Source organism: Streptomyces sp. cmx-4-9 (assembly GCF_046548835.1).
Classification (GTDB): domain Bacteria; phylum Actinomycetota; class Actinomycetes; order Streptomycetales; family Streptomycetaceae; genus Streptomyces.
In genome coordinates this window covers 263,961-289,789 of record NZ_JAEBEE010000004.1, presented here as the reverse complement: position 1 = coordinate 289,789, position 25,829 = coordinate 263,961, and the positions used below count along the sequence as shown (strand labels likewise).

General features: G+C 73.8%; 18 protein-coding genes. 8 read left to right on the top strand and 10 right to left on the bottom strand.

Annotation, left to right across the window (positions count from 1 at the left end):
• Window positions 1–2: 2 nt before the first annotated feature.
• Window positions 3–623 carry an L-threonylcarbamoyladenylate synthase gene (locus ACLJTM_RS14975; protein ID WP_411104039.1) on the top strand — a complete coding sequence of 207 codons (621 nt, stop codon included), beginning with the start codon at window positions 3–5 and terminating at the stop codon, window positions 621–623.
• A gap of 208 nt (window positions 624–831) precedes the next feature.
• Here ACLJTM_RS14975 and ACLJTM_RS14970 read toward each other — a convergent pair whose 3' ends face one another.
• The 3 genes from ACLJTM_RS14970 to ACLJTM_RS14960 form a co-directional block, all read right to left on the bottom strand.
• Window positions 832–1,734, bottom strand: a complete 903-nt coding sequence (locus tag ACLJTM_RS14970; protein ID WP_411104038.1) for a nitroreductase/quinone reductase family protein — start codon at window positions 1,732–1,734, stop codon at window positions 832–834.
• 436 nt (window positions 1,735–2,170) lie between these two features.
• Window positions 2,171–3,115, bottom strand: coding sequence for a hypothetical protein (locus tag ACLJTM_RS14965; RefSeq protein ID WP_411104037.1), 945 nt, complete (start codon window positions 3,113–3,115; stop codon window positions 2,171–2,173).
• Window positions 3,116–3,202: 87 nt separating this feature from the next.
• Window positions 3,203–3,949, bottom strand: a complete 747-nt coding sequence (locus ACLJTM_RS14960; protein WP_411104036.1) for an SOS response-associated peptidase — start codon at window positions 3,947–3,949, stop codon at window positions 3,203–3,205.
• Between the two features lie 246 nt (window positions 3,950–4,195).
• On the opposite strand from ACLJTM_RS14960, the gene ACLJTM_RS14955 reads away from it, so the two are divergent.
• Window positions 4,196–5,560, top strand: a complete 1,365-nt coding sequence (locus ACLJTM_RS14955; RefSeq protein WP_411104035.1) for an NAD(P)/FAD-dependent oxidoreductase — start codon at window positions 4,196–4,198, stop codon at window positions 5,558–5,560.
• Between the two features lie 84 nt (window positions 5,561–5,644).
• Here ACLJTM_RS14955 and ACLJTM_RS14950 read toward each other — a convergent pair whose 3' ends face one another.
• Both ACLJTM_RS14950 and ACLJTM_RS14945 read right to left on the bottom strand, forming a co-directional pair.
• Complete coding sequence (locus ACLJTM_RS14950; protein ID WP_411104034.1) at window positions 5,645–5,998, bottom strand: hypothetical protein; 354 nt, start codon at window positions 5,996–5,998, stop codon at window positions 5,645–5,647.
• Between the two features lie 173 nt (window positions 5,999–6,171).
• Window positions 6,172–10,200, bottom strand: coding sequence for a helix-turn-helix domain-containing protein (locus ACLJTM_RS14945; RefSeq protein ID WP_411104033.1), 4,029 nt, complete (start codon window positions 10,198–10,200; stop codon window positions 6,172–6,174).
• Between the two features lie 652 nt (window positions 10,201–10,852).
• Between ACLJTM_RS14945 and ACLJTM_RS14940 the strand changes: the two genes are divergently transcribed.
• On the top strand, window positions 10,853–12,121 hold the full coding sequence (locus ACLJTM_RS14940; protein ID WP_411104032.1) for an MFS transporter: 1,269 nt from the start codon (window positions 10,853–10,855) through the stop codon (window positions 12,119–12,121).
• 125 nt (window positions 12,122–12,246) lie between these two features.
• The gene (locus ACLJTM_RS14935) at window positions 12,247–12,693 is read left to right on the top strand and encodes a hypothetical protein (RefSeq protein WP_411104031.1); all 447 of its coding nucleotides are present in this window, start codon (window positions 12,247–12,249) and stop codon (window positions 12,691–12,693) included.
• A gap of 11 nt (window positions 12,694–12,704) precedes the next feature.
• Here the strand turns inward: ACLJTM_RS14935 and ACLJTM_RS14930 are convergent, their stop codons facing one another.
• The 3 genes from ACLJTM_RS14930 to ACLJTM_RS14920 form a co-directional block, all read right to left on the bottom strand.
• Window positions 12,705–13,427, bottom strand: coding sequence for a ribonuclease H (locus ACLJTM_RS14930; protein WP_411104030.1), 723 nt, complete (start codon window positions 13,425–13,427; stop codon window positions 12,705–12,707).
• 152 nt (window positions 13,428–13,579) lie between these two features.
• Window positions 13,580–13,834, bottom strand: a complete 255-nt coding sequence (locus ACLJTM_RS14925) for a hypothetical protein (protein WP_411104029.1) — start codon at window positions 13,832–13,834, stop codon at window positions 13,580–13,582.
• Between the two features lie 55 nt (window positions 13,835–13,889).
• A complete protein-coding gene (locus tag ACLJTM_RS14920; protein ID WP_411104028.1) occupies window positions 13,890–15,101 on the bottom strand; it encodes a hypothetical protein in 1,212 nt (403 codons plus the stop codon).
• Window positions 15,102–15,387: 286 nt separating this feature from the next.
• Between ACLJTM_RS14920 and ACLJTM_RS14915 the strand changes: the two genes are divergently transcribed.
• Both ACLJTM_RS14915 and ACLJTM_RS14910 read left to right on the top strand, forming a co-directional pair.
• Complete coding sequence (locus ACLJTM_RS14915; RefSeq protein WP_411104027.1) at window positions 15,388–17,502, top strand: SpoIIE family protein phosphatase; 2,115 nt, start codon at window positions 15,388–15,390, stop codon at window positions 17,500–17,502.
• Window positions 17,503–17,519: 17 nt separating this feature from the next.
• Window positions 17,520–17,762 carry an antitoxin MazE7 gene (locus ACLJTM_RS14910; protein WP_411104026.1) on the top strand — a complete coding sequence of 81 codons (243 nt, stop codon included), beginning with the start codon at window positions 17,520–17,522 and terminating at the stop codon, window positions 17,760–17,762.
• Here ACLJTM_RS14910 and ACLJTM_RS14905 read toward each other — a convergent pair.
• The gene (locus ACLJTM_RS14905) at window positions 17,734–18,696 is read right to left on the bottom strand and encodes an aldo/keto reductase family oxidoreductase (protein ID WP_411104025.1); all 963 of its coding nucleotides are present in this window, start codon (window positions 18,694–18,696) and stop codon (window positions 17,734–17,736) included. The two genes, ACLJTM_RS14910 and ACLJTM_RS14905, sit on opposite strands and share 29 nt — an antisense overlap.
• A 455-nt stretch (window positions 18,697–19,151) precedes the next feature.
• On the opposite strand from ACLJTM_RS14905, the gene ACLJTM_RS14900 reads away from it, so the two are divergent.
• Together ACLJTM_RS14900 and ACLJTM_RS14895 are read left to right on the top strand one after the other, a co-directional pair.
• Complete coding sequence (locus ACLJTM_RS14900; RefSeq protein ID WP_411104024.1) at window positions 19,152–20,684, top strand: UDP-N-acetylmuramoyl-L-alanyl-D-glutamate--2,6-diaminopimelate ligase; 1,533 nt, start codon at window positions 19,152–19,154, stop codon at window positions 20,682–20,684.
• A 124-nt stretch (window positions 20,685–20,808) separates the two neighbouring features.
• Window positions 20,809–21,726 (top strand): endonuclease/exonuclease/phosphatase family protein, encoded by a 918-nt coding sequence (locus ACLJTM_RS14895; RefSeq protein WP_411104023.1) that lies wholly within the window; start codon window positions 20,809–20,811, stop codon window positions 21,724–21,726.
• A 92-nt stretch (window positions 21,727–21,818) separates the two neighbouring features.
• Here ACLJTM_RS14895 and ACLJTM_RS14890 read toward each other — a convergent pair whose 3' ends face one another.
• Window positions 21,819–25,685, bottom strand: coding sequence for a CDP-glycerol glycerophosphotransferase family protein (locus ACLJTM_RS14890; RefSeq protein ID WP_411104319.1), 3,867 nt, complete (start codon window positions 25,683–25,685; stop codon window positions 21,819–21,821).
• Window positions 25,686–25,829 lie beyond the last annotated feature (144 nt).

The window sequence follows — 25,829 nt, the reverse complement described above, 5'->3', positions numbered from 1 at the left end:
GGATGGCCAAGTACTTCGACGTGAACCCCGACAATCCCCAGCGGCGGACCATCAGCAACGTGGCTGACCTCATCCGCTCCGGCGCCCTCGTCGCGTATCCGACGGACTCCTGCTTCGCCCTGGGATGCCAGCTGGGCAACCGGGAGGGGCTCAGCCGGATCCGGTCGATCCGGGAGCTCGACGACCGCCACCACTTCACGCTCATCTGCCAGAACTTCGCGCAGCTCGGCCAGTTCGTGCAGCTCGACAACGACGTGTTCCGCGCGATCAAGGCCGCGACTCCGGGCAGTTACACCTTCATCCTGCCTGCGACGAGGGAAGTCCCGCGCCAGTTGCTGCACCCGAAGAAGAAGACCGTCGGAGTGCGCATCCCCGACCACGTGGTCACCCAGGCCCTGCTCGCCGAGCTGGGCGAGCCGCTGCTGTCCAGCACGCTGCTGCTGCCCGACGAGGAGGAGCCGCTGACGCAGGGCTGGGAGATCAAGGAACGGCTCGACCACGTCGTGGACGCCGTCCTCGACTCGGGCGACTGCGGGGTGCGCCCCACCACCGTCATCGACTTCTCCGGCGGTGACGTGGAGATCGTGCGCCACGGCGCGGGCGACACCTCCCGCTTCGAGTAGCGGCCCGCCCGGCTCCACGGGCCGGGCGCACCGCCCGGGAGCCTCTCCCCGGTGCGCTGCCCGCAGTCACTACGGCGTCGCGAAGCCGGCTTCGATCGCCCGCCGGGTCGGGTACGCCGGCCTGTACGCCTTCTCGCACGCCTTCAGCCGGAGTTCGGCACGACCCCGGGGCGGTACCGGCTGGAGCGGCCCGCCCCGGGCCGGGCGGTCAGCCCCGGGCCGGGGGCCAGGGGACCTCGGCGAGGAGCGGCAGCAGGGCTTCCTCCTCGTAGTCGAGGTGCGCGGTCAGCTCGGTCGTCATCCGCTGCAACTCGGCCCGCACCCGCGTCGGTTCGGGGCCGCCGAGATCGGCCAGCAGGGCCACCAGCTCCGCCTGGAGCCGTGCGACGGTGCGGTGTTCCGCGGCCAGCCGGTCGAAGGTGGCGGACAGGTGGGGGTGGTGGTGCGCGATGCCGGGGAACAGGTGCCCGTCCTCGCTGGTGTGGTGGAACTCCAGGGCCTGGCAGAACGCCAGACAGCGCTGGCGGATCTGCAGCCCCAGCCCCGGCGCCGGCGGTGCACCGGGGCCTTCGTGGGCGTCCCGGGCCGCGAAGTGGGCGTCCACCTCCCGTCCCACCTGCTGTAGTTGGGCCCGCAGCCAGGTGTGCACCTCCAGGAGCTTGGCGGCGAGGGTGCCGGTCTCGGCCGGCGGCTCCCAGCCCTTGGGATCGGCGGGCGCGAGCACCACCACCGGCAGGACGCGGGTGGTGGCGGCCTGGTAGGCGGCGTAGCCGGGTGCGGCCCGGACGACGTGTGCGAACAGCTCCTCGCGGTCCCCTTCGGCGGGGACGGCGAGCGCCTCGCGGGAATCGGCGCCGACCTCCACCCGGACGACGGGGTGGGCCAGCAGGTTGCGGTACCAGGCGGGGTGGCGGTCGGCCCCCAGGTTGGACGCGACGACCAGCAGGGAGTCGCCGTACCGGACGTAGCCGAGCGGTGTGGTCCGCTCGGCTCCCGACCGGGCTCCGGTGGTGGTGAGCAGCAGGAGGTCCTCGCCCTCGAAGGGGCCGCCGACCTTTCCGCGGCGGGCACGGAACTCGGCGATGACGGACTGGTTGAACGGGGTGGGCATACGGGGTGTCTCCGGAAGGCGTGCGGCTGCGCAGCGGCGCCGCGGGAGCGGCAGGGAGGAAGGGGAGCGGACGGAGCGGGCGGTACGGGCTGCGGGCGGTCCGGGGCGCACGGATGGTGCGCGGACGCGGGGCAGGGGGCGTACGGCCGGGCTGCGTCAGATGCAGGGAAGGCGGTGCGTGCACATGGCAGGTCCCTGGGGTGAGGGTGATCCGCCCGGACTCCGGCCGGCCCACTTCTCTGTGGCCGGACCCACGCGGCACCGCGGCCATTACACGCGAGTCGGCGGCCGCGTGTCAACGGGAGGGATCACCGGCGCCGCGCGGAGCAGCCGGGGGCCGGGGGCCGGGGGCCGGCGGCAACACCGCTTCGCCGACGGGGGCACGCCGTCCGAGCCCGGCGCGCGGGCTGCGGGCCGGGGACCGCCGGGGGGCGCCTCAGCGCGACGCCCGCTGCCGCCAGTGCTCGTACTGCTGGAGCGGGTCCCCGTCCAGCTGCCAGGGCCAGGCCGTCACCACGCCGTCGAGCAGCGGGAAGACCTCGGCCGCGTGCCGGATCCGGTTGGCCTGCACCAGGGCGTACGCCAGCATGTTCAGGTCGGCGCGGGCCGCGGCGTGGTGGAGGAAACCGGGGCGGGTCCAGTGGTGGTGGGCGCGGTCCAGCACGGTGGCGGCCTGCGCGCCCGCCCAGTGCCGGCGGGCCATGACCGCGGTGAGTGCGTCCTCGTCGGCGGCGACGTGCCGGTGTCTGCGGAGCGTCGCCGTCAGTTCTATCCCGACGGTGGGCGCATCGGCCGGCATCCGGGGGCGCACCGCGTCGACGAACTCCAGCACCTGCATGTGGGATCCGCACTCCTCGGGCGACAGGTAGCCGAGCATCCGCAGGTGCGCCTCGCGGTTCCACACGTCGCGGGCCACGGCTTCGCGCCAGACGGGGAACACCTCCTCGGACGGCGCCCGCAGCAGCCGCAGGGCGCCGAGCAGGGCCACCCAGGGCGCGGGGTCGGCGGGTTGCAGTTCCGCGGCGCGGTAGCAGCTGTCCAGGGTCTGCCGGGCGTCGGCCAGGTCTCCTTGGCGGCCGCCGTGGACGAGGTCGGCCTCGGCCCGCAGGATCAGCGCGTCGGCGTTGCGGGGCTGTCGGGCGGCCCAGCTCCGTACGACATGGGAGTCGGCCGAGTACCGGGCCAGGACGGTGATCCGGTGCGAACGCCGGTCCCAGTCGCTGCCGGTGTCCGCCAGCAGCCGTTCCACCTGCGCGATGTGAAGGTCCGCCAGGCCCGGGGAGGGCGGGCCCTCCAGAGCCTTGATGACCTTGCCGAGCTGGAGGTCGTCGAGCTCGGGCGCGAGGCGCGGTTTACGACGGCGGTTTCCGAAGATCGGCATGGCCGGGAGCCTAGGACACCTTGCGCCCTTCGGCCCGGCCGCGCGGCGGATCGTTACGAAGGGGCGGAAATCGAGACCGCGCCCGCGTCATGCCGCAGGGGCGCCGGGGGCGTCGTCCAGTAGGTGCGGGCCGTTGTTGCGGACGCTGTTGACGGCCGTGGTGACCGCGCGGACGTCCAGCCGGCCCGCGCCGGGTGAGGCCAGCATGGCGCGCAGCGCGTCCGGGTCGCGGTGGCCGGGGTCGAGCCAGGCGGCGTGGTCCTCGGCGGCGACGGTCAGCGGCATCCGGGGGTGGATGCGGCCGGCGGCGTCGGTGGCCTCGGTGGTGATCACCGTGCAGGTGGCCAGCCAGGCCGCCGGGTCGTCGTCGGCGGTGACGGCGGGATCGCGCCAGAACTCGTACAGCCCCGCCATCGCCATCACCGAGCCGTCCTCGGGGCGGATGAAGTAGGGCTGCTTGTAGGCCTTCGCGGCGGCGGTGGCCGCCACCGGCTGCCACTCGTAGAAGCCGTCCGCGGGAAGCAGGCAGCGGCGGGCGGCGAAGGCCTTGCGGTAGGCGGGCTTCTCGTGGACGGTCTCCACCCGGGCGTTGATCATCTTCGCGCCGCTGCCCGGGCTCTTCGACCAGGACGGCACCAGCCCCCAGCGCAGGGCGCGCAGCTGCCGCTCCAGCTCGCCCGAGGTCCGGTCCAGGCGTTCCAGCACCGCCCACACCGCATCGGTCGGGGCGACGTTCCAGCTGGGTTCCACGTCTTCCCCGGAGCTGCGCCGGGCGGCTTCGAAGAGCCGGGACAGGTCCTCGGGGCTGCGCGTGGAGACGTATCGGCCGCACATCAGGGTCCTCCTCGGGGCTGGGGCACACCACCGAGGCTACTGAGGCCGGGTGCAATCGGGGTGCTCTGCGCGGGTCGCGGCCCGGCGGCGGGGCGGTTCGCCGTCAAGCTCGGGGCGGTGGCCCCGCCGTCGGGCCGGGCCGGGACACCGGGCCGGATCCGGGTTCCTGGCGAGCCGCAGGTGCGTAACGGCCCCGGACGGGGCAGGTGCGGCGGGGAACCGCAGGCCCGAGAGAGGACGGACACCGTGGCACGACCGAGGATTCTCGTGGTGGGCGCCGGCTTCGCCGGAGTCGAGTGCGTACGGCGGCTGGAGCGCAAGCTGTCCCCCGCCGAGGCGGACATCGCCCTGGTCACCCCGAACGCCTACCAGTTGTACCTGCCGCTGCTGCCCCAGGTGGCGTCCGGGGTGCTGACCCCGCAGTCCATCGCCGTCTCGCTGCGGCGCAGCCGCCGGCACCGCACCCGGATCGTGCCCGGCGGCGCGATCGGCGTGGACACCGCGGCGAAGATCTGCATCATCCGGAAGATCACCGGCGAGGTCACCGAGCAGGCCTACGACCACCTGGTGCTGGCCCCCGGCAGCGTCACCCGCACTTTCGACATCCCCGGGCTCACCGAGCACGCCCGGGGCATGAAGACCCTCGCCGAGGCGGCGTACCTGCGCGACCACGTCATCGCCCAGCTCGACCTCGCCGATGCCAGCAGCGACGAGGCGGAACGGGCCGCCCGGCTCTGCTTCGTCGTGGTCGGCGGGGGCTACGCGGGCACCGAGACGGCGGCCTGCCTCCAGCGGCTGACCCACCACGCGGTCAAGCGGTACCCGCGGTTGGACCCCCGGCAGATCACCTGGCACCTCCTGGACCTGGCCCCCGCCCTGATGCCCGAGCTCGGCGAGTCCCTCGGGCGGACCACCCAGGAGATCCTGCGCCGGCGCGGGATCCAGGTGTCGCTCGGGGTGAGCGTGGCGAAGGCGGGCCCCGAGGAGCTGACGCTGACCGACGGGCGGGTGCTGCCCTGCCGGACCCTGATCTGGACGGCCGGTGTCGCGGCGAGCCCGCTGGTGGCCACCCTGGAGGCGGAGACCGAACGCGGCCGGCTGGTGGTGACCCCGGAGATGACCGTGCCCGGAGCGGACGGGGTCTTCGCCCTCGGGGACGCCGCGGCCGTGCCGGACCTCGCCAAGGGCCGGGACGGGGCGATCTGCCCGCCCACGGCCCAGCACGCCCTGCGCCAGGGCCGCGCCATCGCCGACAACCTGATCGCGACGCTGCGCCACCAGCCGCTGCGGCCCTACGTGCACAAGGACCTGGGCCTGGTGGTCGACCTAGGCGGTACGGACGCCGTGTCCAAGCCGCTCGGGATCCCGCTGCGCGGCCTGCCGGCCCAGGCGGTGGCCCGCGGCTACCACTGGTCGGCGCTGCGCACCAACGTGGCGAAGACCCGGGTGATGACCAACTGGCTGCTCAACGCCATGGCAGGGGACGACTTCGTCCGGACCGGGTTCCAGGCTTCCCGGCCGCCCACCCTGCGGGACTTCGAGCAGACCGGCAGCTATCTGACCCCGGCGGAGGTCCGGGCCCACACGGCGGCTCTGCGGGCCCGCGCCTGAGCGCGGACCCGCCCGGCCGGTGAACGGCTCCGCGCCGCCCTCCTGGTGGAAGGGCGGCGCGGAGTGGTGTGCGAGGGGGTCGGCTCAGCAGTGGCCGACGCTGGTCTGGCTGCCCACGAGGGACGAGTGGACGTAGCCGGTGCCGACGGCGCTGGACACCCGGAACCAGCGGTTGGAGGCGTAGTTCGAGCTGGGCGGGTAGACCCACTGGCTGTCGGTCCAGCACTGCATGGAGACGCCCGAGCCGTTGCCCAGGTAGCCGAGCGAACCGCACCCGGTGCTGGCGCAGGTCCGCACATTGGCGCCCCCGCTGTTGGAGGAGATGTAGCTGCCCGCCGCCTCGGCGCCGCCGGCGCCGGCGATCAGGCCCGTCAGGGCCACGGCGGCCGCGGCGGCGGTGAGTCCGGCGCGGGACCGCAGGGTGGTCGTCTTGCGCATGGTCGTTCTCCCTCGGGATGGCTGCGATGGTGGTGCGGCGCCCCGGCCGATCCGGTGGCGCTCCATCAGGAAGCCAGCCCCGGGCCGCCGCCGGGAAGGCCCGACCCGCAGGTCGGACGTGCCCGGACGGCGGTCCGTACAACTCCGTACAGCCGCGCGTGCCGCGTGCGCCCTCACCGGCAGGGCGGCGCGTACGGCAGTCCCGGCACCAGGTGGGCCCATTCCTGACGGGTGATCTCCGTCCCCGCGCGCTCGCAGATCCGGCGGCGGGCCGTGGCCTCGTCGGTGGTCCACAGCAGCACCTCCGGCCCCGACCCGCCGCCGGCGAGGGTGCGGCCGTCGGGGCTGTGGGCGATCGCGTACGCCTTGCCGCGCAGCCCGCTCAGCACAGCCTTCGGGGCGGGCGGTGCGGTGCCGGCGGTGTTCCAGAGCCAGACGGTGCTGTCGGTGCTGGCGGCGGCGAGCGTGCTGCCCGCCGGGTGGAAGGAGAGCGCGTAGACGTAGCTGCTGGGCCCGGTCAGCGGTGGTCCGGCGCCGACCGGCTGCCCGCCGGCCACGTCCCAGCGCCATACGTCCCGGTCGGCCGTGCCCGCGGCCAGGGCGCGGCCGTCCGGGCTGAAGGCCACGGACATCACGTAGCTGCCGGGGCCGCGCAGGGTGGCCTCCAGGACGGGTGCTCCGTCCGCCGCCGGCAGCCGCCACAGGAAGACCTGCTTGTCGACGGTCCCGGCGGCCAGCCGCCGCCCGTCGGGGCTGAACGCCACGGAGTAGACGTAGTTGGCCGGTTCGGTGAGCTCGGCCGACAGCCGGGGGCGGGCCGGCTCGCGGGTGTCCCACAGCCGTACCGTGCGGCCTTCGCTGCCGACGGCCAGGGCGCCGCCGCTCCGGTCGAACACCGCGGACTGAATGGTTCCGGTTCCGCCGGCCAGCGGCTCCCCGTACGGTACGGCCCGGTCGCGGCGGGTGAGGTCCCACAGCCAGACCTTGCCTTCCCGGCCGCCCACGGCCAGGGTCCGGCCGTCCGGGGTGAAGGAGACCGTCCCGGAGAAGGCCGTGGAGTTGGTGAGCGGCGGCCCCACGGGCCGGGGCGCCCACGGGTCGCTCACGTCCCAGAGCTGTACGTCCTTGGCCGCGACGGCGAGCAGCCGCCCGTCGGGGCTGAAGCCGATCGCGTTCACGGTCCCCTGGAAGCCGCGCAGCGGGCGGGACGGCACCTGCCACAGCCGGACGGCCCCGTCGGCCGCCCCGGTGGCCAGGCCCTGGCCGCCGGGCAGGAAGGAGAGGGCCGTGACGGGGCCGGGGTGCGGGAAGACGGCGGCCGGGGTCCGGGAGCCGGCGGCGTAGACGCGGACCTGGTTGTCGGCGCTGCCGGTCGCCGTCCACTGCCCGTCCGGGCTGTGGGCGACCGCGTTGACGTAGCTGGCGGGGCCGTCGGGCACGGCCGGTGCGCCGCCGAGCACCTCGGGATCGGCCGGGCTCCCGCGGGCGTCGGGCACGGCCCACACGCGGGTCGAGCGGTCCTGGCTGGCCGCCGCGAGCCGGGCCCCGTCCGGCGTGAAGGCCAGGCCGAAGACGGGTCCCGCCGCGCCGGACAGCACCGCCGCGTACGGGGCCGGGGCGCCCGGCGCGGAGGTGTCCCAGAGCCGGACCGACCCGTCGGCGCCGCCGGCGGCCAGGGTGGTACCGCCGGGCCGGAAGGCGACCGCGTGCACGGCTCCGGTGAATCCGGCGAGCCGCACCGGGGCGGTGTCCGCTCCCCCGGCCGCACCTGGCACACCTGGAGCCGGAGCACCCGGCGCACCGCCCGGCGTCGGGGCGGCGGTGGTCGGCTCGGGCCACAGGTAGACCCCGCCATCGGCCGCCGCCGCGGCCAGGGAACGGCCGTCGGGGGCGAACGCCACGCCGTACACCGCCGATCGGGGTCCGGTGAGCGCGCGCGCCGCGCCCGTTGCGGAGGTGTCCCACACCCGGACGCTGCCGTCCCCCGCCCCCGCGGCGAGCCGCCGCCCGTCGGGGCTGAAGGCCAGGGCGTACACGGTGTCCCCGAACTCCTGCGGCGCCGTGCCCAGTTCCTTGGGGTTGCGGGGGTCGCGCACGTCCCAGAGCGCGACCTGCCGGTCCAGTCCGCCCGCGGCGAGGGTGTGCCCGTCCGGGCTGAGCGCCACCGCCTGGACCACACCGCGGAAGGCGAGGATCCGGGTGACGGACGGCAGGGCGGAGGCATCCATCAGGGCGGACCGGGCCTCGGCGGTGGGCGCCGTACGGTACGCCACCAGGCTGAGCTGCGCGGCCAGGGCCAGGTCGCTGCCGCGCAGCCGTTCGGCGCGGGCCGCGACCAGCCGTGACAGGGCGACCGCCTGCTGCCGCTCCGCGTCCCGGCGCTGGACGACCGCGACACCCGTGAGCAGGCAGGAGAGGGCGACGAGTACCGACAGCAGGACGAGGAGCTGCCGCAGCCGCCGGGTCCGCTGCCGTTCGCGCAGCGCCCGCTGCTCCTCGGCGGCCCGGCTCTCCTTGAGAAACGAGGCCTCCCGTACGGTCAGTTCCGGTCCGCGGCCGCTCTGTTCGGCCCAGCTCACCGCCACGGCGAGCCGGGCGCCGCGGTAGAGCAGGGAGGGTTCGCGGTCCTGGGCCAGCCAGCGTTCGGCGTCCCGGGTCAGCTCCTGCCACACCAGGTGCCCGGCCCGGTCGGTGTCGATCCAGCGGTGCAGCCGCGGCCAGGCGGTGAGCAGCGCCTCGTGGGTGATCTGCGCCCCGTCCGCGTCCAGGGTCACCAGGCGGCGGTCGACGAAGCGCTCCAGTACGTCGTAGACCTGCCCGGCGCGGTGCCGGTCGGCCGGGTCCGCGGTGCCGGCGCCCTCGGGCAGCGGGAGGAGGCGCCGGGTGTCGGGGCCGCCGTCCCCGACCGCGACCATCCGCAGGAAGAGCACCCGGGCCAGGTCCTGCTGCGGGTCGGTCAGGGCGGCGTACGCCTCTTCGGCGGTCGCCGAGATGGCGGCGGACATACCGCCTCCGGCCCGGTAGTCGGCGATGGTCAGTGCCGTGCCCCGGCCGCGTTCCCAGGTGGTCAGCAGGGCGTGCGAGAGGAGGGGCAGGGCTCCGGCTCCGGAGTCCCGCAGGTCGGCGAGGAGCAGGTCGACGAAGCCCTCGTCCACGGCGAGTCCCGCCTTGGTCGCGGGTCCGGTGACCACGGCGCGGATCTCCTCCTCGGACAGCGCGCCGACGACGATCTGGCCGTGCTGGAGGGCGGCGGCGAGGGCCGGTTCGCCGAGGGCGTCGGGGTAGAAGTCGGCCCGCAGGCAGCCGACGACGCGAAGGTCGGCCGAGGGCAGGGCGGCCAGGCAGCGCAGGAACCGCTCGCGCTCGTCGGCGTCCCGGCAGACGGTGAAGACCTCCTCGAACTGGTCCACGGCCACCACCACGCGGCCGGCCGCGCGGCCTGCGGCGAAACGGCGTACGCGGGCGGCCAGGGCGTCCGGGTCCGGGGCGCCGGCCGCGCCCTCCTCGCCGCCGGTGAGCGCATCGACGGCCTCGGCCAGGGCGGTGAGCGGGTTCCGGCCGGGCGTGAGGAGGCAGGGGGTGAAGCCGTGCTCGGTGCGCAGGACGGGCAGCACGGCGGCGCGCAGCAGGGAGGACTTGCCGGACCCGGAGGCGCCGACGAGGAGCCGGGGCACGGCGGCGTCCGGGGCGAGGAGCTGTTCCACCACGGTGTCCCGCAGGTGGTCCCGGCCGAAGAACCAGGCGGCGTGCCGTTCTTCGAAGCCGGCCAGGCCCCGGTAGGGCACGGCGCCGCGGACGGCGCGCGGCACGCGGGTGCGCCGCAGTTCGGCCAGGGTCTCCAGCCACCGGTCGATCTCCTCGGGCCCGGTCACCCCGCAGACCCTGAGCACCTGCCGGAACAGCGGCAGGGAGCCGATCGAGGGGAGGTTCTGGCCGGCGAACCAGCCGCCGAGCGTGCTGTGCGCCCCCGGAGTGTCGACGCGGGCGGCGACGGCGCGGACGGTGAGGTCGGCCTTCTCGCGCAGCCGGGTCAGCTCGGCGGCGAACTCCTCGCGGGGTGACGCCGCCAGGGGAGGGACGGCCGTTCGGTCCGCCGCCCCTGTGTGGGCGGGCGGCCGGTCCACCGTACCCCCGTGGGCGGGCGGCCGGTCCGTCGGACCTCCGGGTTCTGGCGTGCCTCCGTGGTCGGGCGTACGGTCCATCGGGCCTCCGTGGTGGGACGGGCGGCGGGAGTGCGGGGACCACCCTCCCCCGCCACCGCGGACCCGGGGCCGGAACGCTCTGCTCCGCAACCACGGGGGTCCCGCAGCGGGCGATTTCCGGCCAATCCCTCCCGTCACCCCAAGCCACGATCCTCCCGGTCGTCGCGTCGGCCTCGCCCCGGCCGAACACCGTCGGACGGTTTCCGCGCCTCGCGCCCCGGGGGCACGGGCCGGCGTGCCGTACCCGGACACCGCAGCCAGGAACAGCGGCTGCCAGGCGTCGCTCCGCAGTCCGGGCCGGCCGGCCGGACTGCCGGCGACCCGCTCGTCGGCGGTCCGGTGGAGCCGGAGCGGGCGGGTCCGGCTCCGGCGACCCGCCGGTGCAGGGGCTGGTCCACAGGGCCGGTCGCCGCGTCCAGAGCGACCGGTTCTCCACCCCCGGCCGCCGCCCGTCCGCGGCAGCGTCCTGGCCCCGGTGACCGACCCCGGCCTCCGGGAGCGGCCACCTGCCGGTCGCCGCACGCATCAGCTTCTGGGCCGGACGGCCCCGGCGCGGCGCTGCCACCACGGAGAATCGAGCGGGCGGAGCGACCATGGCCCCCGAAGTGCCGCCGGACCCGCCGTGGCGCCGGGGAGAGGGAACCGCCGAACCGTGAAGACCTTGAAACGCACCTTCCAGTCCTTGTCGGTGCGCAATTTCCGGCTGTTCGTCTTCGGCCAGCTCCTGTCCGTGACCTGTACGTGGATGATGGTCATCGCGCAGGACTGGCTGGTGCTGGAGCTCTCGGGCGACTCGGGCACGGCCCTGGGCACGGTGACGGCGATGCAGTTCACCCCCGTCCTGCTCCTGACGCTGTACGGGGGGCGGCTGGCCGACCGCTACGACAAGCGGCGCATCCTGATCCTGGCCAATCTGGCGCTCGGGGCCCTCGCCCTGGGGCTGGGCCTGTGGGTGCTGCTGGGCACCGTACAGCTGTGGCACATCTGGCTGTTCGCGTTCGCGCTGGGCACGGTGAACTCGGTCGAGGCGCCGACGCGGATCTCGTTCGTCAGCGAGATGGTGGGAAGCGAGCTGCTGCCGAACGCCTCGGCGATGAGCGCCGCGTACTTCAACGTGGCGCGGGTGGCGGGCCCGGCGGTCGCGGGCCTCCTCATCGCCCGGCTGGACGTCGGGCCGGTGGTCCTGCTCAATGCCCTCAGCTACCTGGCGACGGTGGTCAGCGTGGCCATGATGCGGCCTGCTGAGCTGCACCGGCCGGCCGCCCGGCCGCGCAGGGCCCGGGTGGTGGACGGGCTGCGTTACATCCGGCGGCGTCCTGACCTGGTCCTGCCCATGGCGCTGGTGGGCGTCCTCGGCCTGGTCGGCTTCAACTTCCAGCTGACGCTGCCCCTGCTGGCGAAGACGGAGTTCCACACCGACTCGACCGCCTTCGGCCTGCTGAGCAGCTCGCTCGCGGTGGGCTCGCTGCTGGCGGCCTTCGCGACGACGGCCCGGCGCGGGCGGCCCACCGCGCTGGTCGTCACGGGTTCGGCGCTGGCCTTCGGGGCGTTGGAGGCGGTCACCGGGCTGGCGCCGACCCTGGCCTCGGCCTGTCTGCTCCTGGCACTGACGGGCTTCGCGATGATGTATTTCGCGCAGGCCTCGAACCACCGGGTCCAGCTCGGATCGGACCCGCAGTACCGGGGCCGCGTCATGGCGCTGTACACCCTGATCTTCCAGGGTTCGACACCGCTCGGCGCCGTCCTGACCGGCTGGCTCTCGGAGCACTGGGGGGTCCGGTGGGCGCTGTACGCGGGCGGCTTGATCTCGTTCGGCGCGGCCGCGGTCGCCCTGGTGGCCGCCCCGCGCACCCCCCGCGACCGGAGCCCCGGGGAGTCCTCCGAGCGGGCCGCCCGGCCGGTGCGGTTCCCGACCTCCTGAAGGGGTGTCCGCGGCCGGCCGGACCCGGAGCCGCAGGAAGTGCCGGGGCAGGGTGGCCGTGCCACGCTGAAACAGAAGGTCGCCGGTCCTGGTTCAGCGGGCCGGCCCGGCACCGAGGAGGTCCCATGGCCACCGACGCCAGCAGCTCCACCGCAGGCCGCGTCCACCCGAGTCCCACGCACGCGCCCGTGTCCGGCACGACCGTGCTGGCAGGGGCGCTCATGCTGTTCGGCGGGGCGATGGCGCTCCTGGAAGGCATCGCGGCCCTCGCCAAGGGCAGCCTCTTCGCGATGACGCGCCACTACGTGTTCGAGTTCAGCCTGACGGGTTGGGGCTGGGTCCACGTGATCCTCGGCATCCTGCTCCTCGTCGCCGGAGGCGCCGTGTTCACCGGAGCCCTGTGGTCCCGGTTCTTCGGCGTCGCCGTCGCCGGCCTCGGCGCCATCGCCAACTTCCTGTGGCTGCCGTACTACCCCCTGTGGGCCCTGGTTCTGATCGCCGTCAACCTCTTCGTCGTGTGGGCGCTGTGCACGGGCATGCACCGCGAGGCCGACGCGGACCGCGGTGCCTGAACCGGCGTCCGCTACGCGGCCGGGCAGCTCTGGTGGCCCCACCGGCTGCCGTGCTTGGTGATCATGTCGCCTGCCGCGTACGGCTTCCCGCACGGGCAGGAGCCGGGGAACTTGGCCTTGATGGCGCGGCCGCCGCCCGCCGCCGGGGCGCCCGTGGAGGTACCGGGCGCGCTCTTGGCCGCCGTGGCTTTCACGGCCTTCTCCACCGCGCCCTTCTGCCGGGACGGTGCGCTGCGCACCGGAGCCGGGACGGGCATGTCCGGGGTTCCGAGGGCCGTGCCCGCGGGCTGCTGGGTACGGGCGGCGTCGCTGGCGGCCTGGTCGGCGATGGCGTTGAGGTGGTCGCCGTCCTCACGGTGCGCAGGTACGTACTGGAAGGACACGTCACGGTCGGCCAGCAGCCCGTCGATGCTCTCGACGAGTTCGCGGTTGGCGACGGGCTGGCCCGAGGCGGTCTTCCAGCCGTTGCGCTTCCAGTTGGGCAGCCATTGCGTGACGGCCTTCATCGCGTACTGGGAGTCCATGCGCACCTGCAAGGCGGTGCCGGGCACAACCGCTTCCAACAGGCGCTGCAGGGCGGTCAGTTCCCCGACGTTGTTGGTGGCCCGGCCCAGCGGGCCGGCCTCCCAGCGCTCGGGACGGCCTTCGGAATCGGCGATGACCCACGCCCATCCGGCCGGGCCGGGGTTACCCTTCGCCGCTCCGTCGCAGGCGGCAATGATGCGTTCAGACATCCCCTGATCATGCCCCATGCCCGGAGCCGGCCCTTCATCCGCCGGTTTCCCCACCGGAGCGCGGAACGGGCGCGCGCCGGCCCGGTGGGAACGTCGGCTCGCGGCAGCGCCCGCCCGGCTGTCGGGGTACGGCCGTTCTCGGGGGGGTGTCCTCAGGCGCCGCGGCGCCAGCCCGGCCGGTGTCCGGCGGTCCAGGAGGTCGTCGCGCGCCGCCGGGCGGCGGCAGGCCGCCAGCGGGCTGGAGGCACCGCTTCATCCGCGGGCCCGGCGTCCTCGGTCTCCCGGGCTCCGTCCCGTGCGAGGGCGGCTCGGGCGGCCAGGGCGGCCGACAGGGCCACCGCCACGGCGGCGAGTTCTTCGGGAGCGGGAGAGCCCCGGGTGATGTGCCAGTCCTGGGCCTGCGCCATCGCGACCTCCGTTGCCGGGATCAGGACCATTGTGCGCCTGATCCCGGCACACCGCTCAGGTGCGGGACACCGTCCCGCACTCCTCCTGCGCTTGCGCGTCCAGGTTGCGGCTGCGGTCGTACGGGTCCACCGGCGTCCCGGACGGCGCCGGCCCGGTCGGCAGGTCCTCCGCGAAGGAAGGGTGGAGGAAGCCGTCGTGGACGTCGCAGGCGCTGTTGCCGAAGTTCTGCCCGGAACGGACGAGCCAGAGCCTGTCCGGGGTCGTCTCCCAGCGGCGCGCGTCGGAGAAGGAGAAGGTGAGCTCGCGGCGCACGATGGTCCGCGCCACCTGCTCCGCGCCGGGCCTGGCCTTGACCAGTGGATAGACGAAGGTGTAGTCGACGTTCACCCGGGCCTGCCCCGGCCCCTCCCCGGGCTCGGTCCACATGCGGCCACGCACCTTGACGGTCTCTCCCACGGGCCGGACCTCGGCCGGATCGAAGCGGGTCACCAGGAGCAGCGGGTCCTGCTCCTTGCCCGGACGTGCCAGCGAATCCTCCAGGTGCCGCAGCGTCTCCGGGTCCGCCGGGTCGAGCAGGTCCAGCGCCGCCGTGGGCCGCTCACCCCGCACGGTGGCCGGATCGAGATTCGTGGCGACCAGGAAGGCCTTCGCCTGCTCCAGCGCCTTCGCCACCTTCTCCTGGGACATGCCGCCCACCGCCTGGGCCTGCGGCAGTTCGATGCCGGCGGCCCCGTCCGCCCACTGGAGGGCCGGGGAGCCACGGAAGGGCTCCTTCGGCGTGGGCAGGTCCGGGTCCAGCGCTGCCGGGGGCGCGGTCGGGCGGATTGACTCGGCGGGCAGCGCAGGGGCGTTCCGGGCGGCCTCCCTGGCCTCCGTCTTTCCGGTGAGCCGGTCGATGACCAGCTCCGGCCGCAGGGTGATCAGGGCCAGGCCGCCGATGAGGAGCACCGCCAGGAGCGCCCTCAGCCGGCGCCGCCGCGCCGCCCGGCCGTCGCGCTCCTGCCAGGCGGGTCCGGTGCGCCAGCCCGGCGGTTCGTTGCGGGCCGGCTGCGCCCGGCGGAAGGGGTTCCTCCGCTCGTTGGAGCGCTGCTCCCGGGCGCGCTGCTCGTCCTCGCGCCGGAGCCGCTCGGTCACCATCCGGGCCCGCGCGGACGGCTCCGCCGGCGCCTGCGCCGGCCGGCCCTCCCGCCCGGCCGGCTCCCCCCGCCCGGGGATGCGGTCCCCGTCGGACATGCCCGCTCTGCCGTCGCCGTCGCCATCCACCACGTGTCCCACCCCTGAGTTCGGTATTCCTCGCGAAGCCCCTGGTCAACGCGGCGGCAGCGGGCTCCGCAGCCTGCGCTGCGGAGCTTCTCACACCCCCGCGGGGGTGGCCGCCACCGGGGCGGCGGCCCGCGGGGCCCGCAGGCTCCGGGCGGTCGTGCGCCGCCCTCCGGTCGGCGGCCGGGCGGGTACGGGTGGACCATGGAACGGGGCCCGCGCACCTCGACCCGCCCGTGGTCGTCGGCCCGGGCCGACGACCGACGGCCGGCGACCTGAAGGGGGCCTCCGGATGGACACGAGCGATGCCTTCGCAGCCGATGGCGCCGAGTACGCCCGGGCCGTGACCGCAGCGCCGAGCGGCCTGCTCGACGTACTGAACGTGGCCGCCGTCGTCCTCGACTCGCGGGGCCGGATCGCCCTGTGGAGCCCCCAGGCGGAGCACCTGTTCGGCTGGTCCGCCGAGGAGGCGCTGGGCCGGCCCGCGGCCCGGCTGCTGGCGGCGCGGGAGCACCTGGGGCTGGTGACGGAGCTGTTCGCGCGGGTCATGGGCGGCGCCGGCGACTGGGCCGGGGCCTTCCCCGTACGGCACAAGGACGGCAGTACGCGCCTGGTCGAGTTCCGCAACATGCGGCTGCTCGACGAGCACGGCCGGCTGTACGCCCTCGGCATCGCCACCGACCGCACCCGGCTGCGGCGGCTGGAGCGGGACCTGGCCCTGTCCGCCCGGCTGGTCGCACAGTCCCCGATCGGTCTCGCGGTCCTGGACACGGACCTGCGGTACGTGCTGGTCAACCCCATGCTGGAGCGGATCAACGGGTTGCCCGCGGCGCAGCACATCGGCCGGGGCGTCCGGGAGGCCCTGTCCTTCCTCGACGACGCGGAGGCCGTCGAATCGGCGATGCGGCAGGTGCTGGCCACCGGGCGGCCGCTGGTGGACCAGTTCACCGCCGGACACACGCACGGCGACCGGCGCACCGAGCACGCATGGTCGGTGTCGTACTACCGCTTGGAGGACTCCGGCGGCCGGGTCCTGGGCCTGGCCACCTCGGTGGTGGACGTCACGCAGAGCCACCAGGCGGCCAAGGAGGTGGCGCACAGCCGCCGGCGGCTCGCCCTGATCGCCGATGCGAGCGTCCGCATCGGTACGACCCTGGATCTGGAGCAGACGGCCCGCGAGCTGGCCGACGTCGTCGTGCCGGAGCTGGCCGACATCGCCGCGGTGGACATCCTCGACTCGGTCCTCGACGGCCGGCCCAGCCTGAATTCCTCGGCGCACGAGCCGGCGGTGTTCCGGGCCCTGGCTGTCGCCGCGGCCTTCCCCAGCGAGGCCGTGCGCGCCGCGGACCCCCCGGGGGACATCGCCCAGTACGACGCGGACCGGCTGGTGACCCAGTCGGTGACCAGCGGCCACCCGGTGCTCGTGGCCCATGTGCAGGCCAGCGACCTCTCACGGATCGCCCGGGACGACGACGCCGCGGCCCTGCTGGCCCGGGCCGGGCTGAGCTCCTATCTCGCGGTGCCGCTCATCGCCCGCGGCGAGGTGCTCGGCGCCCTCGACCTCAAGCGCACCCGCAATTCCCTGCCCTTCGACGACGACGACATCGTGCTGGCCGGTGAACTCGCCGCGCGCGCCGCGGTCTGCATCGACAACGCCCGCTGGTTCCGCAACGCGCACCACACCGCCCTCGCCCTGCAGCAGCACCTCCTCCCCCACCACCCGCCGTACTCCGAAGGGCTGGAGGTCGCCTACCGGTACCGGCCGGCGGCGGCCAGCAGCGAGATCGGCGGGGACTGGTTCGACGCCATCGCGCAGCCGGACGACAAGATGGTCCTCGTCGTCGGGGACGTGATGGGCAGCGGCATCAACGCCGCCGCCAGCATGGGCCAGTTGCGCACGGCGACCCGCACGCTCGCGGAGCTCGCGCTCGAACCGACGCAGGTGCTCCAGCAGTTGGACCGCACGACGGCCGCCCTTGAGGAGACGATCGCGACCTGCGTCTACGCCGTCTACGATCCGCACCGGGCCGAGTGCCGGATTGCCGTCGCCGGGCACCTCCCCCCGGTGCTCATCCGCTCCGGGCACGCGCCCGAGCTGCTGGACCTGCCCACCGGGGCGCCCCTGGGGGTGGGCGGCATCCCCTTCGAGACCACCACGGTCCGCATGGAGCCCGACGACCAGCTCGTGCTGTACACGGACGGCCTGGTGGAGACCCGCAACCAACCGATCGACGAGCGTCTCGCCGTCCTGTTGGACCTGCTGGCCGACACGAACAGTCCGCTGGAGGAGACCTGCGACCGGCTGCTGGACGTGCTGCGCCGGCCCGACGACCACGACGACGTGGCCCTGGTCATCGCCCGCGCCAAGCACCGGGTCGCGCGAACGGCCTCCCCGGGCGGCCCGTGACGGCGCATACTCGGACCATGGCTGACACCATCACCGTCGAGGTCGACCCGGAGGTCCACGCCCGGCTCAGCGCCCTGGCGGCGGCCCGCGGGCTGGACCTGCCGGGCTACCTCGCCGAACTCGCCGGCGCCCCCGCCGCCCGGCAGGGCGGGGCCGGCCTCGACCGCGCGGCCCGGGCGTTCGAGGCCGCCGTCGAACGGCCCGGGTTCCGTGAGGGCTTCGCCCGGGACTTCAGGGCAGCGGGATCCCCCGGGCGGTGACCCAGAGGCGGTACCACTCCTCGTGCGTGAGGTCGGGCTCGCGCAGCGCGGCGTCCCGGCAGGCGCGGATCCGGTCGGGCCGGGCCGTGCCGATGACCGGGGCGATGCCCGCGGGGTGGCGGGCCAGCCACCACAGCAGGACCGTTTCGGGCGTGGTGCCCTTGGCGCGGGCCAGGTCGGCCAGCAGCTCGGCCGTGGCGCTTTCGGCGGGGGTCTGCTGACGGCCGGTGAACCGGCCCTGCGCGAGCGCTCCCCAGGCCTGTAGGCGGACGCCGTGGTCGCGGCAGTGCTCCAGGGTGCCGAACGGGAAGCCGTTGGCGGTGGAGGCGCCCGTGTTGAGCAGGACCCCGGCCTCGACCCAGTCCCGGCGGTGCAGGCTCATCTCCAGCTGGTTGGCCACCAGCGGCACCTCCAGACGGGCTTGGAGGTGGGCGATCTGCGCGGCGCCCATGTTGGACACCCCGACATGCCGTACGAGGCCCTGCCGGTGCAGCGACATCAGCGCGGCCGCCACCTCGTCGGCGTCCGCGAGCGGGTCGGGCCGGTGCAGCAGCAGCACGTCGATGACATCGGTGCGCAGCCGGGTCAGGCTCTCCTCGACCCGCTGCACGATGCTCTGCCCGCGCAGGTCGTACCGGCCGGGGCCGTCCCGGCCCGCCAGCCGGATTCCGCACTTGGTCTGGAGGGTGATCCGTTCGCGCAGGCCGGGGGTCCGCGTGAGGACCTCGCCGAAGACAGCCTCGGCCTTGCCGTGCCGGTAGATGTCGGCGTGGTCGAAACCGGTGATCCCGCTGTCGAGGGCCGCCTCGACGACGGCCTCGGCCTCGTCGATGTCGGCGGGTCCGTACGCTCCCGGCTCCCAGCTGCCACCGAGCCCCATGCACCCGTACAGCACGCGGTCGCCGCTCATGTCCGTACTCGTGTTCGTCGTCACCGGCCCAGCCTATGCGCCGGCCCCCGGCCACTCGTGCGCACCGGACCCCGCGGGCGGCCGTACACTCGGCCCATGGGTCGCACGCGTTCTTCGGGGCAGTGCCCGTTCCGGGCCGCCTCGACACCGGCCCGGGCCCGCGCGGGATCGCCGACCGTTGCCGTGCCGGCCACTGCCGACACCGATGCGCCCCGTACGCACCGCATCGCTGTGCAGGAGCACGGCTAGCCGTCTCGCCCGGCATGTTCGCCCGTGCCACGTCAACCACGCAGTCCACACGAGCCACGCAGTCCACCCGGGCCTCGCGGGCCCGGTACGACCCGACACCGGACGGCCTGGTGCTCCTGCGGCCCCCGCGGGGGTCCGTCTTCACATCGTCACCGCAGTCCCGGCATGCCGCCGGCGCTGTTGCCTGGCTACGCCGCACGACCGGGCCGAGCCGCCTCGAAGGGAACACTGTGAAGCTGAGCGCGTTGCTGGCCGGACAGGATCACCACGTCCTCATGGGCCACCCCGAGCAGACGTCGATCACCGCGGGAACCACCTTCGACGTGGACCGGGTGAGGCCGGGTTCGCTGTTCATCGCCGTGCCCGGCCACCGGGAGGGCGGGCCCGCCGCGGTGGCGCCCGCACTCGCCCGGGGCGCGGCGGCCGTGCTCGTCGACGGCGGGGAGCCGGCCCTGGCCGAAGCCGTGTGGCCGCCGGGGGCCTGCGCCGTGCGGGTGCCCGACATACGCCGCGCGGCGGCCGTCGTGACCTCCCGGTACTTCGGTGAGCCGGGCCGGCAGATGGAGATGGTGGCGGTCACCGGCACCAACGGGAAGACCTCGGTGTCGTACATGGTCGAGTCCGTGCTGCGGATCGCGGAGGGCGCGCGGGTCGGGGTCATCGGGACCTCGGGCAGCCGGATCGGCGACGAGCTGATCCCGATGCCGCGCTCGGTGCTGACCACCCCGGAATCCCCCGACCTGCAGTACCTGCTGGGGTGCATGCGCGACCGCGGTGTCACCGGGGTGGTGCTGGAAGCCACCTCGATGGCCCTGCTGACATACCGGGTCGACCGGACCTTCATCGACGTCGGGGTCTTCACCAACCTGACGCAGGACCACTTGGACGACCACGGGACGATGGCGCACTACCGGGACGCGAAGCTGCGCCTGTTCCAGGGCCTGTGCCGACGCGCGGTGGTCAACATCGACGACCCGGTGGGCGCCGCAATCCCCTCGATGATGCCGGGGGCGGTCAGCACGTACGCCCTCGACGTCCCGGCAGACTACCGCGCCACCGACCTGGTGATGAGCGCCTCCGGCACGCGGTTCACGCTGCTCCACGAGGGGCGCGCCTACCCCGCCTCGATCCCCGTCCCCGGACGGTTCTCGGTGGCCAACGCGCTGGCCACCGTGGCCGCCTGCCACGTCCTCGGCCACGAACTGGGTCCGCTGGTGGCCGCCTTGGAGGACATGCCGCCCGTGCCGGGCCGGTTCGAGCGCTTCGTGACACCCCTCGGCACGTCCGTGATCGTGGACTACGCACACTCGCCGGACTCCCTGGACAAGGTCCTCACCGCCATCCGCGGCTTCGCCCGCGGCCGGATCACCACCGTCTTCGGCTGCGGCGGGGACCGGGACACCACCAAACGGGCGGACATGGGGCGGATCGCCGGCGCCCACTCCGATCTGTGCGTCCTCACCTCGGACAACCCCCGCCACGAGGACCCGGAGGGGATCCTGGACCAGATCGCCCCCGGCCTCCGCTCGACCGGTACCCCGTACACCCGGCTCGCGGACCGGCGGGAGGCGATCGCGTTCGCCCTGTCGGCCGCCGGGCCCGACGATGTCGTGCTGATCGCCGGCAAGGGAAGCGAGCCGCACCAGATCGTCGGCGAGGAGCTGCTGCCCTTCAGCGATATGGCGACCGTGCGCGAGCTGTGCGGCCGGCCCGCCCCCGGACGGCTTCCGCGTGCGGTCACCGGGCGCTCGCGGCAGTCCTGACGACGGTCTCGCCGACGGGGCGGGGGCCGGTCCGGGGCGTCGGCGGCGCGCCGGACAGCGGAGTGGAACGCTTCGCATCACCCCCGATGTGCCGGTTGACCGGGGCATACTCAATGATGTCGGCATGCAGAGACAGCTGGAGACCACGCCACGGCGCCCCCGCCGCCGGTTCGCGCGCGGTGTGGCGGCCCTGAGCCTGCTGGCCTGCGTGGCGTGCTCCTCCTCCGCCGCCCGGCCGGCCCCGGTTGCGGTGTCCGGGGCGCCGCAGTCGGCCGAGCTGGCCGTGGCGACCTGGAACATGTGCTCCGTCGAGCAGTGGGGCTGCGGGAAGACCGGCGGCCCCAAGGAGAAGTTCCAGCAGCTGCGCCGGCTGGTCGTGGACCACGAGGTGCGCGTCCTGCTCCTCCAGGAGGTCTGCTCGCAGGACTTGGAGTCGGCGGCCGAGCAGCTCGGTCCGGACTGGCACAGTGTGTTCGAGCCGTACGAGGAAGTGGACGCGGCGGGCGCGCGCACGGATGTCGACTGCACCGGCCGGGGCCGGGGGCGCGCGGGCTACGGTCTGCTGGCCGCCTCACCGCTGGCCGACACCGAGTCGGTGGCCGTCCAGCAGCCCACGCTCGGCCTGCACCGGGGAATCCTGTGCGCCCGCGTCCCGGTCCAGGACGTGCGGGTGTGCAACGCGCACATCGCCCTGCCGGAGAGCGACGCCCTGCACCCCGAATGGGAGTTCCGGGACAATCAGCTCCGGTCGCTGATCGAGGCCACTGCGGACGACGCCCGCACGGTCGTCGGCGGCGACTTCAACTCCCCGCCGCCCGGCAGCGCGAACCCGGTCGCCTGGATCTGGCCGCCGCAGATGTACGGCACCTACCGCGAGTGCGACCAGAAGGGCGACTCCCGCGAGGGCCGCCCGACGTACGCGGACGGCACGAAGATCGACTACCTGTTCACGCTGCTGCCCCGCACCGGCTGCACGGTGGTGGACACCAAGGCCTCCGACCACCGCCCGCTCGTGATGCGGGTCAGCCGTTCCGGTACGTAGCCCTCGTCCCCGGCCCGGCCGCCGTCGGCGGACACCCGGAAGCCGCCCCGGATCAGGCCGAAGTCGACGACGGCAGGCGTCTGCCGGTCGGCTCAGACGTGTTCGGAGTCCATCCGTCTCACCGGCTGTCGCGGCATGTGGTCGAGGGCGTGCGGAGGCAGGTCGGGCTGGGGGTACGGCTGGTCCTGCAACGGGGGCTGCCGGTACTGCTGCTGCGGCATCTGCCAAGGCTGCGGCTGGTGCTGGTGCTGGTGCTGGTGCTGTTGCTGCTGTTGAGGCAGGGCGGGCCGACCGGCGGTCCGGCGGCCGTCCGCGTCGGCGCCCGGCGCCTGCGGGGGCACGCGGCCGAGGTCTCCTCCGGCGGACAGGATGCGGTCGGCCAGCCGGGCGGCGGCGTGGCCGTCGTCGAGGTCGCAGAACTCCTGCTGGAACCACCGGTAGCGGGCCGCGTAGTCCTGCCGGACCCGGTCGATGTGCCGGATCGCGCCCACCAGTTGGGGGGAGGTGTACAGCAGCGGGCCGGGGGCGGAGCGCTCGAAGTCGAAGTAGAACCCGCGCAGGGTGTCCCGGTAGTGGTCGAGGTCGTAGGTGAAGAAGAGGATCGGCCGCCCGGTGTTGACGAAGTCGAACATCAGGGAGGAGTAGTCCGTGATCATCACGTCGGCGATGAGGCAGAGGTCGGCCATGTCCGGGTAGTCGGACACGTCGAAGACGAAGCCGTCGCCGGCGCCGGGCACCGGGTCCACCACGTTGGGGTGGCGCCGTACCAGCAGCACGTGGTCGTGCTGGAGCTGCGCCCGGGCGTCGTCCAGGTCGATGCGGAAGTCCAGCTTGTACTTGCCGGGTGCGTAGAACTGGTCATCGCGCCAGGTGGGCGCGTACATGATGACCTTCTTGCCCGGCGGCAGCCCGATGCGGCGGCGGACCTCCTCCGCGCGCTGCACCGAGTCCGGGCGGCGCAGGACGTCGTTGCGCGGATAGCCGCTCTCGACCATCTCACCGGAGAAGCGGAAGGCGCGCCGGAGGATCGGCGTGCTGAAGCTGTTCGGGGACACCAGCATGTCCCAGTTGCGCACCTCTTGGTCCACGCGTTCCAGGTACCGCTTGTCCGCGAAGTGCACGGCCTCGATGTCATGGCCGATCTTCTTCAGCGGGGTGCCGTGCCAGGTCTGGACGACGACCTGGCCCTCGCGCTTCTCGAACCAGTCGGGCAGATGGTTGTTGGCGACGACGTAGTGCGAGCGGGCCAGCGCCTCGTACCAGTCGGGGGACCACATCCGGACCGGGCGGGCAGTGGGCGGCACCGCGACCTGGTCGTCGCGCACCACCCACAGGTGTTCGACGGGAGCGCCGCGGCGGACCATCTCCTCGTGCAGCGCCCGCGGGCTGTCCGAGAACTGTGTCCCCTTGAACGCGTCGAAGAGCACCGTCTGCTGCAGGGGTTTGCGACGCGCCTCGGGGTAGGTCTTGGTGCGCATCAGCTTCTGGCGGTACGGGCCGCGGGCCGCGTCGGGCATGGCCGAGTGGACCAGCAGCGAGAGCCGGTCGTAGGCCTCGGCCTGGAGCTCGTAGCGCCGCTCGTCGGCGGTCATCTCGCTCGGGAGGGCCGGGATGAGCTCCTGCGTCATCTTGATCATGAGATCGTTCGACCGGTTCTCCGGGGTGACCGCGGAGGGGTCCTGGCGGCGCAGGAAGAAGTCCCAGCGGCCTGCGGCCAGCGGTATGTCCCCGGCCAGCGTGCGCACGGCGGCGGGCGTGAGGACGAAGCGGAAGTCCTGGCCGGTCCAGGTCAGGGGCAGGACGCGTTCGGCCCCGTGCGCCCGGGAGCGGACCACGACGTGGGCCGTCGCGTACTCGGACGCGCTCAGCCTGTCCGCGGCCGCGTAGCCGACGACGACGTCCAGGGAGCCGTCCTCGCGCCAGGTGGCCGAGCGCGCCAGGGGCAGGGTGTCCCGCTCGAAGAGGACCACGTAACCCGAGCCGTTGCGGTGGACGAACACCTCGCGGTCGCCGGCGGGGGTCTGCAGCCGGGCGGGCAGGCGGTAGTGGCCGTCGTCCGCGTCCTCCGCCATGACGGGGTAGATGGCCGCCTTGCGGCCCTCGACGTGCAGGGTGGTCCGCCAGCCGTTGCTGCCGGTGTTCCAGGTCTCGGGGACCCCGCTGTCGGTGACGGTGCGGTGGCCGGGCACCAGGGCCTTGACGGGGATGCGGGTGACGAAGGTGCACCAGCCCTCCCCGCCGTAGGTGAACCGGACCCAGGAGTCGTTGCGTCCGGCGCCGCCCATGCTGGTCACCCGGAACTTGCCCCACTCGGGGACCTTGGGCCCCAGGTAGACCCCGCCGACTTCGAGGTGGTCGCCGACGAGGCGGTGCCGGGTGATGCGGCACCGGACGGTCTCCACGCGCAGTTTGAGTTTGCCCTGGAGGAAGACCGGGACGACCCGGGTGTTCTTGTCCACGTACCGGTACGGCGGGTTGGCGGCCGCGCCGGCTCCCCCGCGGGCGATGCCCTTGTAGCGGAACAGACCGCGGCTGAGCACGCCGGCGGCGACGTCCCAGGTGCCCTCGACCCATTCGCCCTTGCGCTTGAGCCGGGAGACGTCGAAGCGGACCTGGAAGCCCGACCAGTCGTAGCAGTATCGGCTCTGCTGGGAGTGCTCGGTGGCCTGCGGGTAGTAGGTGGTCTTCGCCTTGGCGACCAGGACGCGGCCCTGCTTCTTGTTGCGCAGGGCGATCGCCTTCATCGACATGTGCCGCTTGTGCACGTTGATGAAGCGGACGTACGCGGAGCCCTCAAGGGTCAGCTGCCCGGAGTCGTCCCAGCGCGCGCCGGTCAGCGAACCGTGCAGGGACAGTTCCTTGTCCAGCCGGTAGGCGCTCTTGTCCAGGCCGACCGAGCGGTCGCCGAGATACGGGTAGTTGAGGTAGCGGTGCAGGCGGCGCTGGACGGGCAGCGGGCCGCCCTTGCGTTCGAACTCGACGACGTCGAGCAGCTCCTTGAGCCGGCCCTCCCGCACCAGCAGCCACTTGACCCGGGCGTCCGCGGGGAGTTCACCGATGATGTCGGCGTCGGCCTCGTCCAGGAATTCGTTCGCCCATTTCATGAAGGCGTTCCGGTACTCCTCGTCGGCGTCCGGCAGCACCTTCAGGTGCAGCATCAGGTCCGATTTGAGGCAGGCGAGATCGTACTTGCGCTTGTGGTCGCTGTAGGAGCGCGCCCGGTGTCCGGCGAGGAACCGGCTGACGGACTGCACGGCCAGGACGCGGTCCTGCAGGTTGCCGAACTCGGTGTGCCGCTGGGTGATGGAGGGGGCGGAGCCCCCCTCGCGGCGGCGCCAGAAGTAGACGATGTCCGTGAGGATGTCCACCTTGGTCGCGCGGAAGTGCGCGAACATGTTGACCCAGGAGTCCTCGTACATGACGCCCTCGGGGAAGGCGATGTAGTGGTAGTCCCAGAACGACCGCCGGAAGACCTTGTTCCAGACGGTCCGGTCGTAGATGAGCTCGGGCAGCTTCGTGATGTGCGTACCGCGCCTGGCGCGCTGCATGGGCGCCTTGTGCAGCGGTGACTGCCACCTCTTGGTGGAGTTCATCATCTGGACGTTGCCGGAGACGAAATCGGAGCCGGAGGCTTCGAGGGTCCGGACGAGCAACTCGTAGGCGTACGCGGGTATGACGTCGTCACCGTCGACGAAGGCCAGGAACTCGGCTTCGGGACGGGCGGCGCGGATGCCGACGTTGCGGGCCCGGCCCGGGCCCGTCGACTCCTGGCGGAGCAGCCGGAAGCGGGGGTCGCGGCGGCAGAACTCCTCGGCGATCGCGGTCGAGGAGTCGGTCGAGCCGTCGTCGACCATGATGACTTCGAGGTCCCGGAACGTCTGCCTGGCTATGGACTCCAGGCACTCCCGGAGATAGACCTCGACGTCCTGGAAGGGAACGACGACGCTCAGGCGGGCCATACCTGCCACTCGGAAAACTCCTCGATCGTCACACTCGCCACCACCTGCGCGCCGAGCCGATGCGACATGCCGCCGGGCCCGCCCCGACCCCGGCCGTTCGTCACTCCCCGTACTCCCCGCCATCTGCGATCCGCACGTTTATGC

Bases quoted from the DNA above. Each gene is read 5' to 3' on its own strand.
- ACLJTM_RS14975 (WP_411104039.1), top strand. From the start codon at position 3: ATGGCCAAGTACTTCGACGTGAACCCCGACAATCCCCAGCGGCGGACC.
- ACLJTM_RS14970 (WP_411104038.1), bottom strand. From the start codon at position 1,734: ATGCCCACCCCGTTCAACCAGTCCGTCATCGCCGAGTTCCGTGCCCGC.
- ACLJTM_RS14965 (WP_411104037.1), bottom strand. From the start codon at position 3,115: ATGCCGATCTTCGGAAACCGCCGTCGTAAACCGCGCCTCGCGCCCGAG.
- ACLJTM_RS14960 (WP_411104036.1), bottom strand. From the start codon at position 3,949: ATGTGCGGCCGATACGTCTCCACGCGCAGCCCCGAGGACCTGTCCCGG.
- ACLJTM_RS14950 (WP_411104034.1), bottom strand. From the start codon at position 5,998: ATGCGCAAGACGACCACCCTGCGGTCCCGCGCCGGACTCACCGCCGCC.
- ACLJTM_RS14945 (WP_411104033.1), bottom strand. From the start codon at position 10,200: ATGGACCGTACGCCCGACCACGGAGGCACGCCAGAACCCGGAGGTCCG.
- ACLJTM_RS14935 (WP_411104031.1), top strand. From the start codon at position 12,247: ATGGCCACCGACGCCAGCAGCTCCACCGCAGGCCGCGTCCACCCGAGT.
- ACLJTM_RS14930 (WP_411104030.1), bottom strand. From the start codon at position 13,427: ATGTCTGAACGCATCATTGCCGCCTGCGACGGAGCGGCGAAGGGTAAC.
- ACLJTM_RS14925 (WP_411104029.1), bottom strand. From the start codon at position 13,834: ATGGCGCAGGCCCAGGACTGGCACATCACCCGGGGCTCTCCCGCTCCC.
- ACLJTM_RS14915 (WP_411104027.1), top strand. From the start codon at position 15,388: ATGGACACGAGCGATGCCTTCGCAGCCGATGGCGCCGAGTACGCCCGG.
- ACLJTM_RS14910 (WP_411104026.1), top strand. From the start codon at position 17,520: ATGGCTGACACCATCACCGTCGAGGTCGACCCGGAGGTCCACGCCCGG.
- ACLJTM_RS14895 (WP_411104023.1), top strand. From the start codon at position 20,809: ATGCAGAGACAGCTGGAGACCACGCCACGGCGCCCCCGCCGCCGGTTC.
- ACLJTM_RS14890 (WP_411104319.1), bottom strand. From the start codon at position 25,685: ATGGCCCGCCTGAGCGTCGTCGTTCCCTTCCAGGACGTCGAGGTCTAT.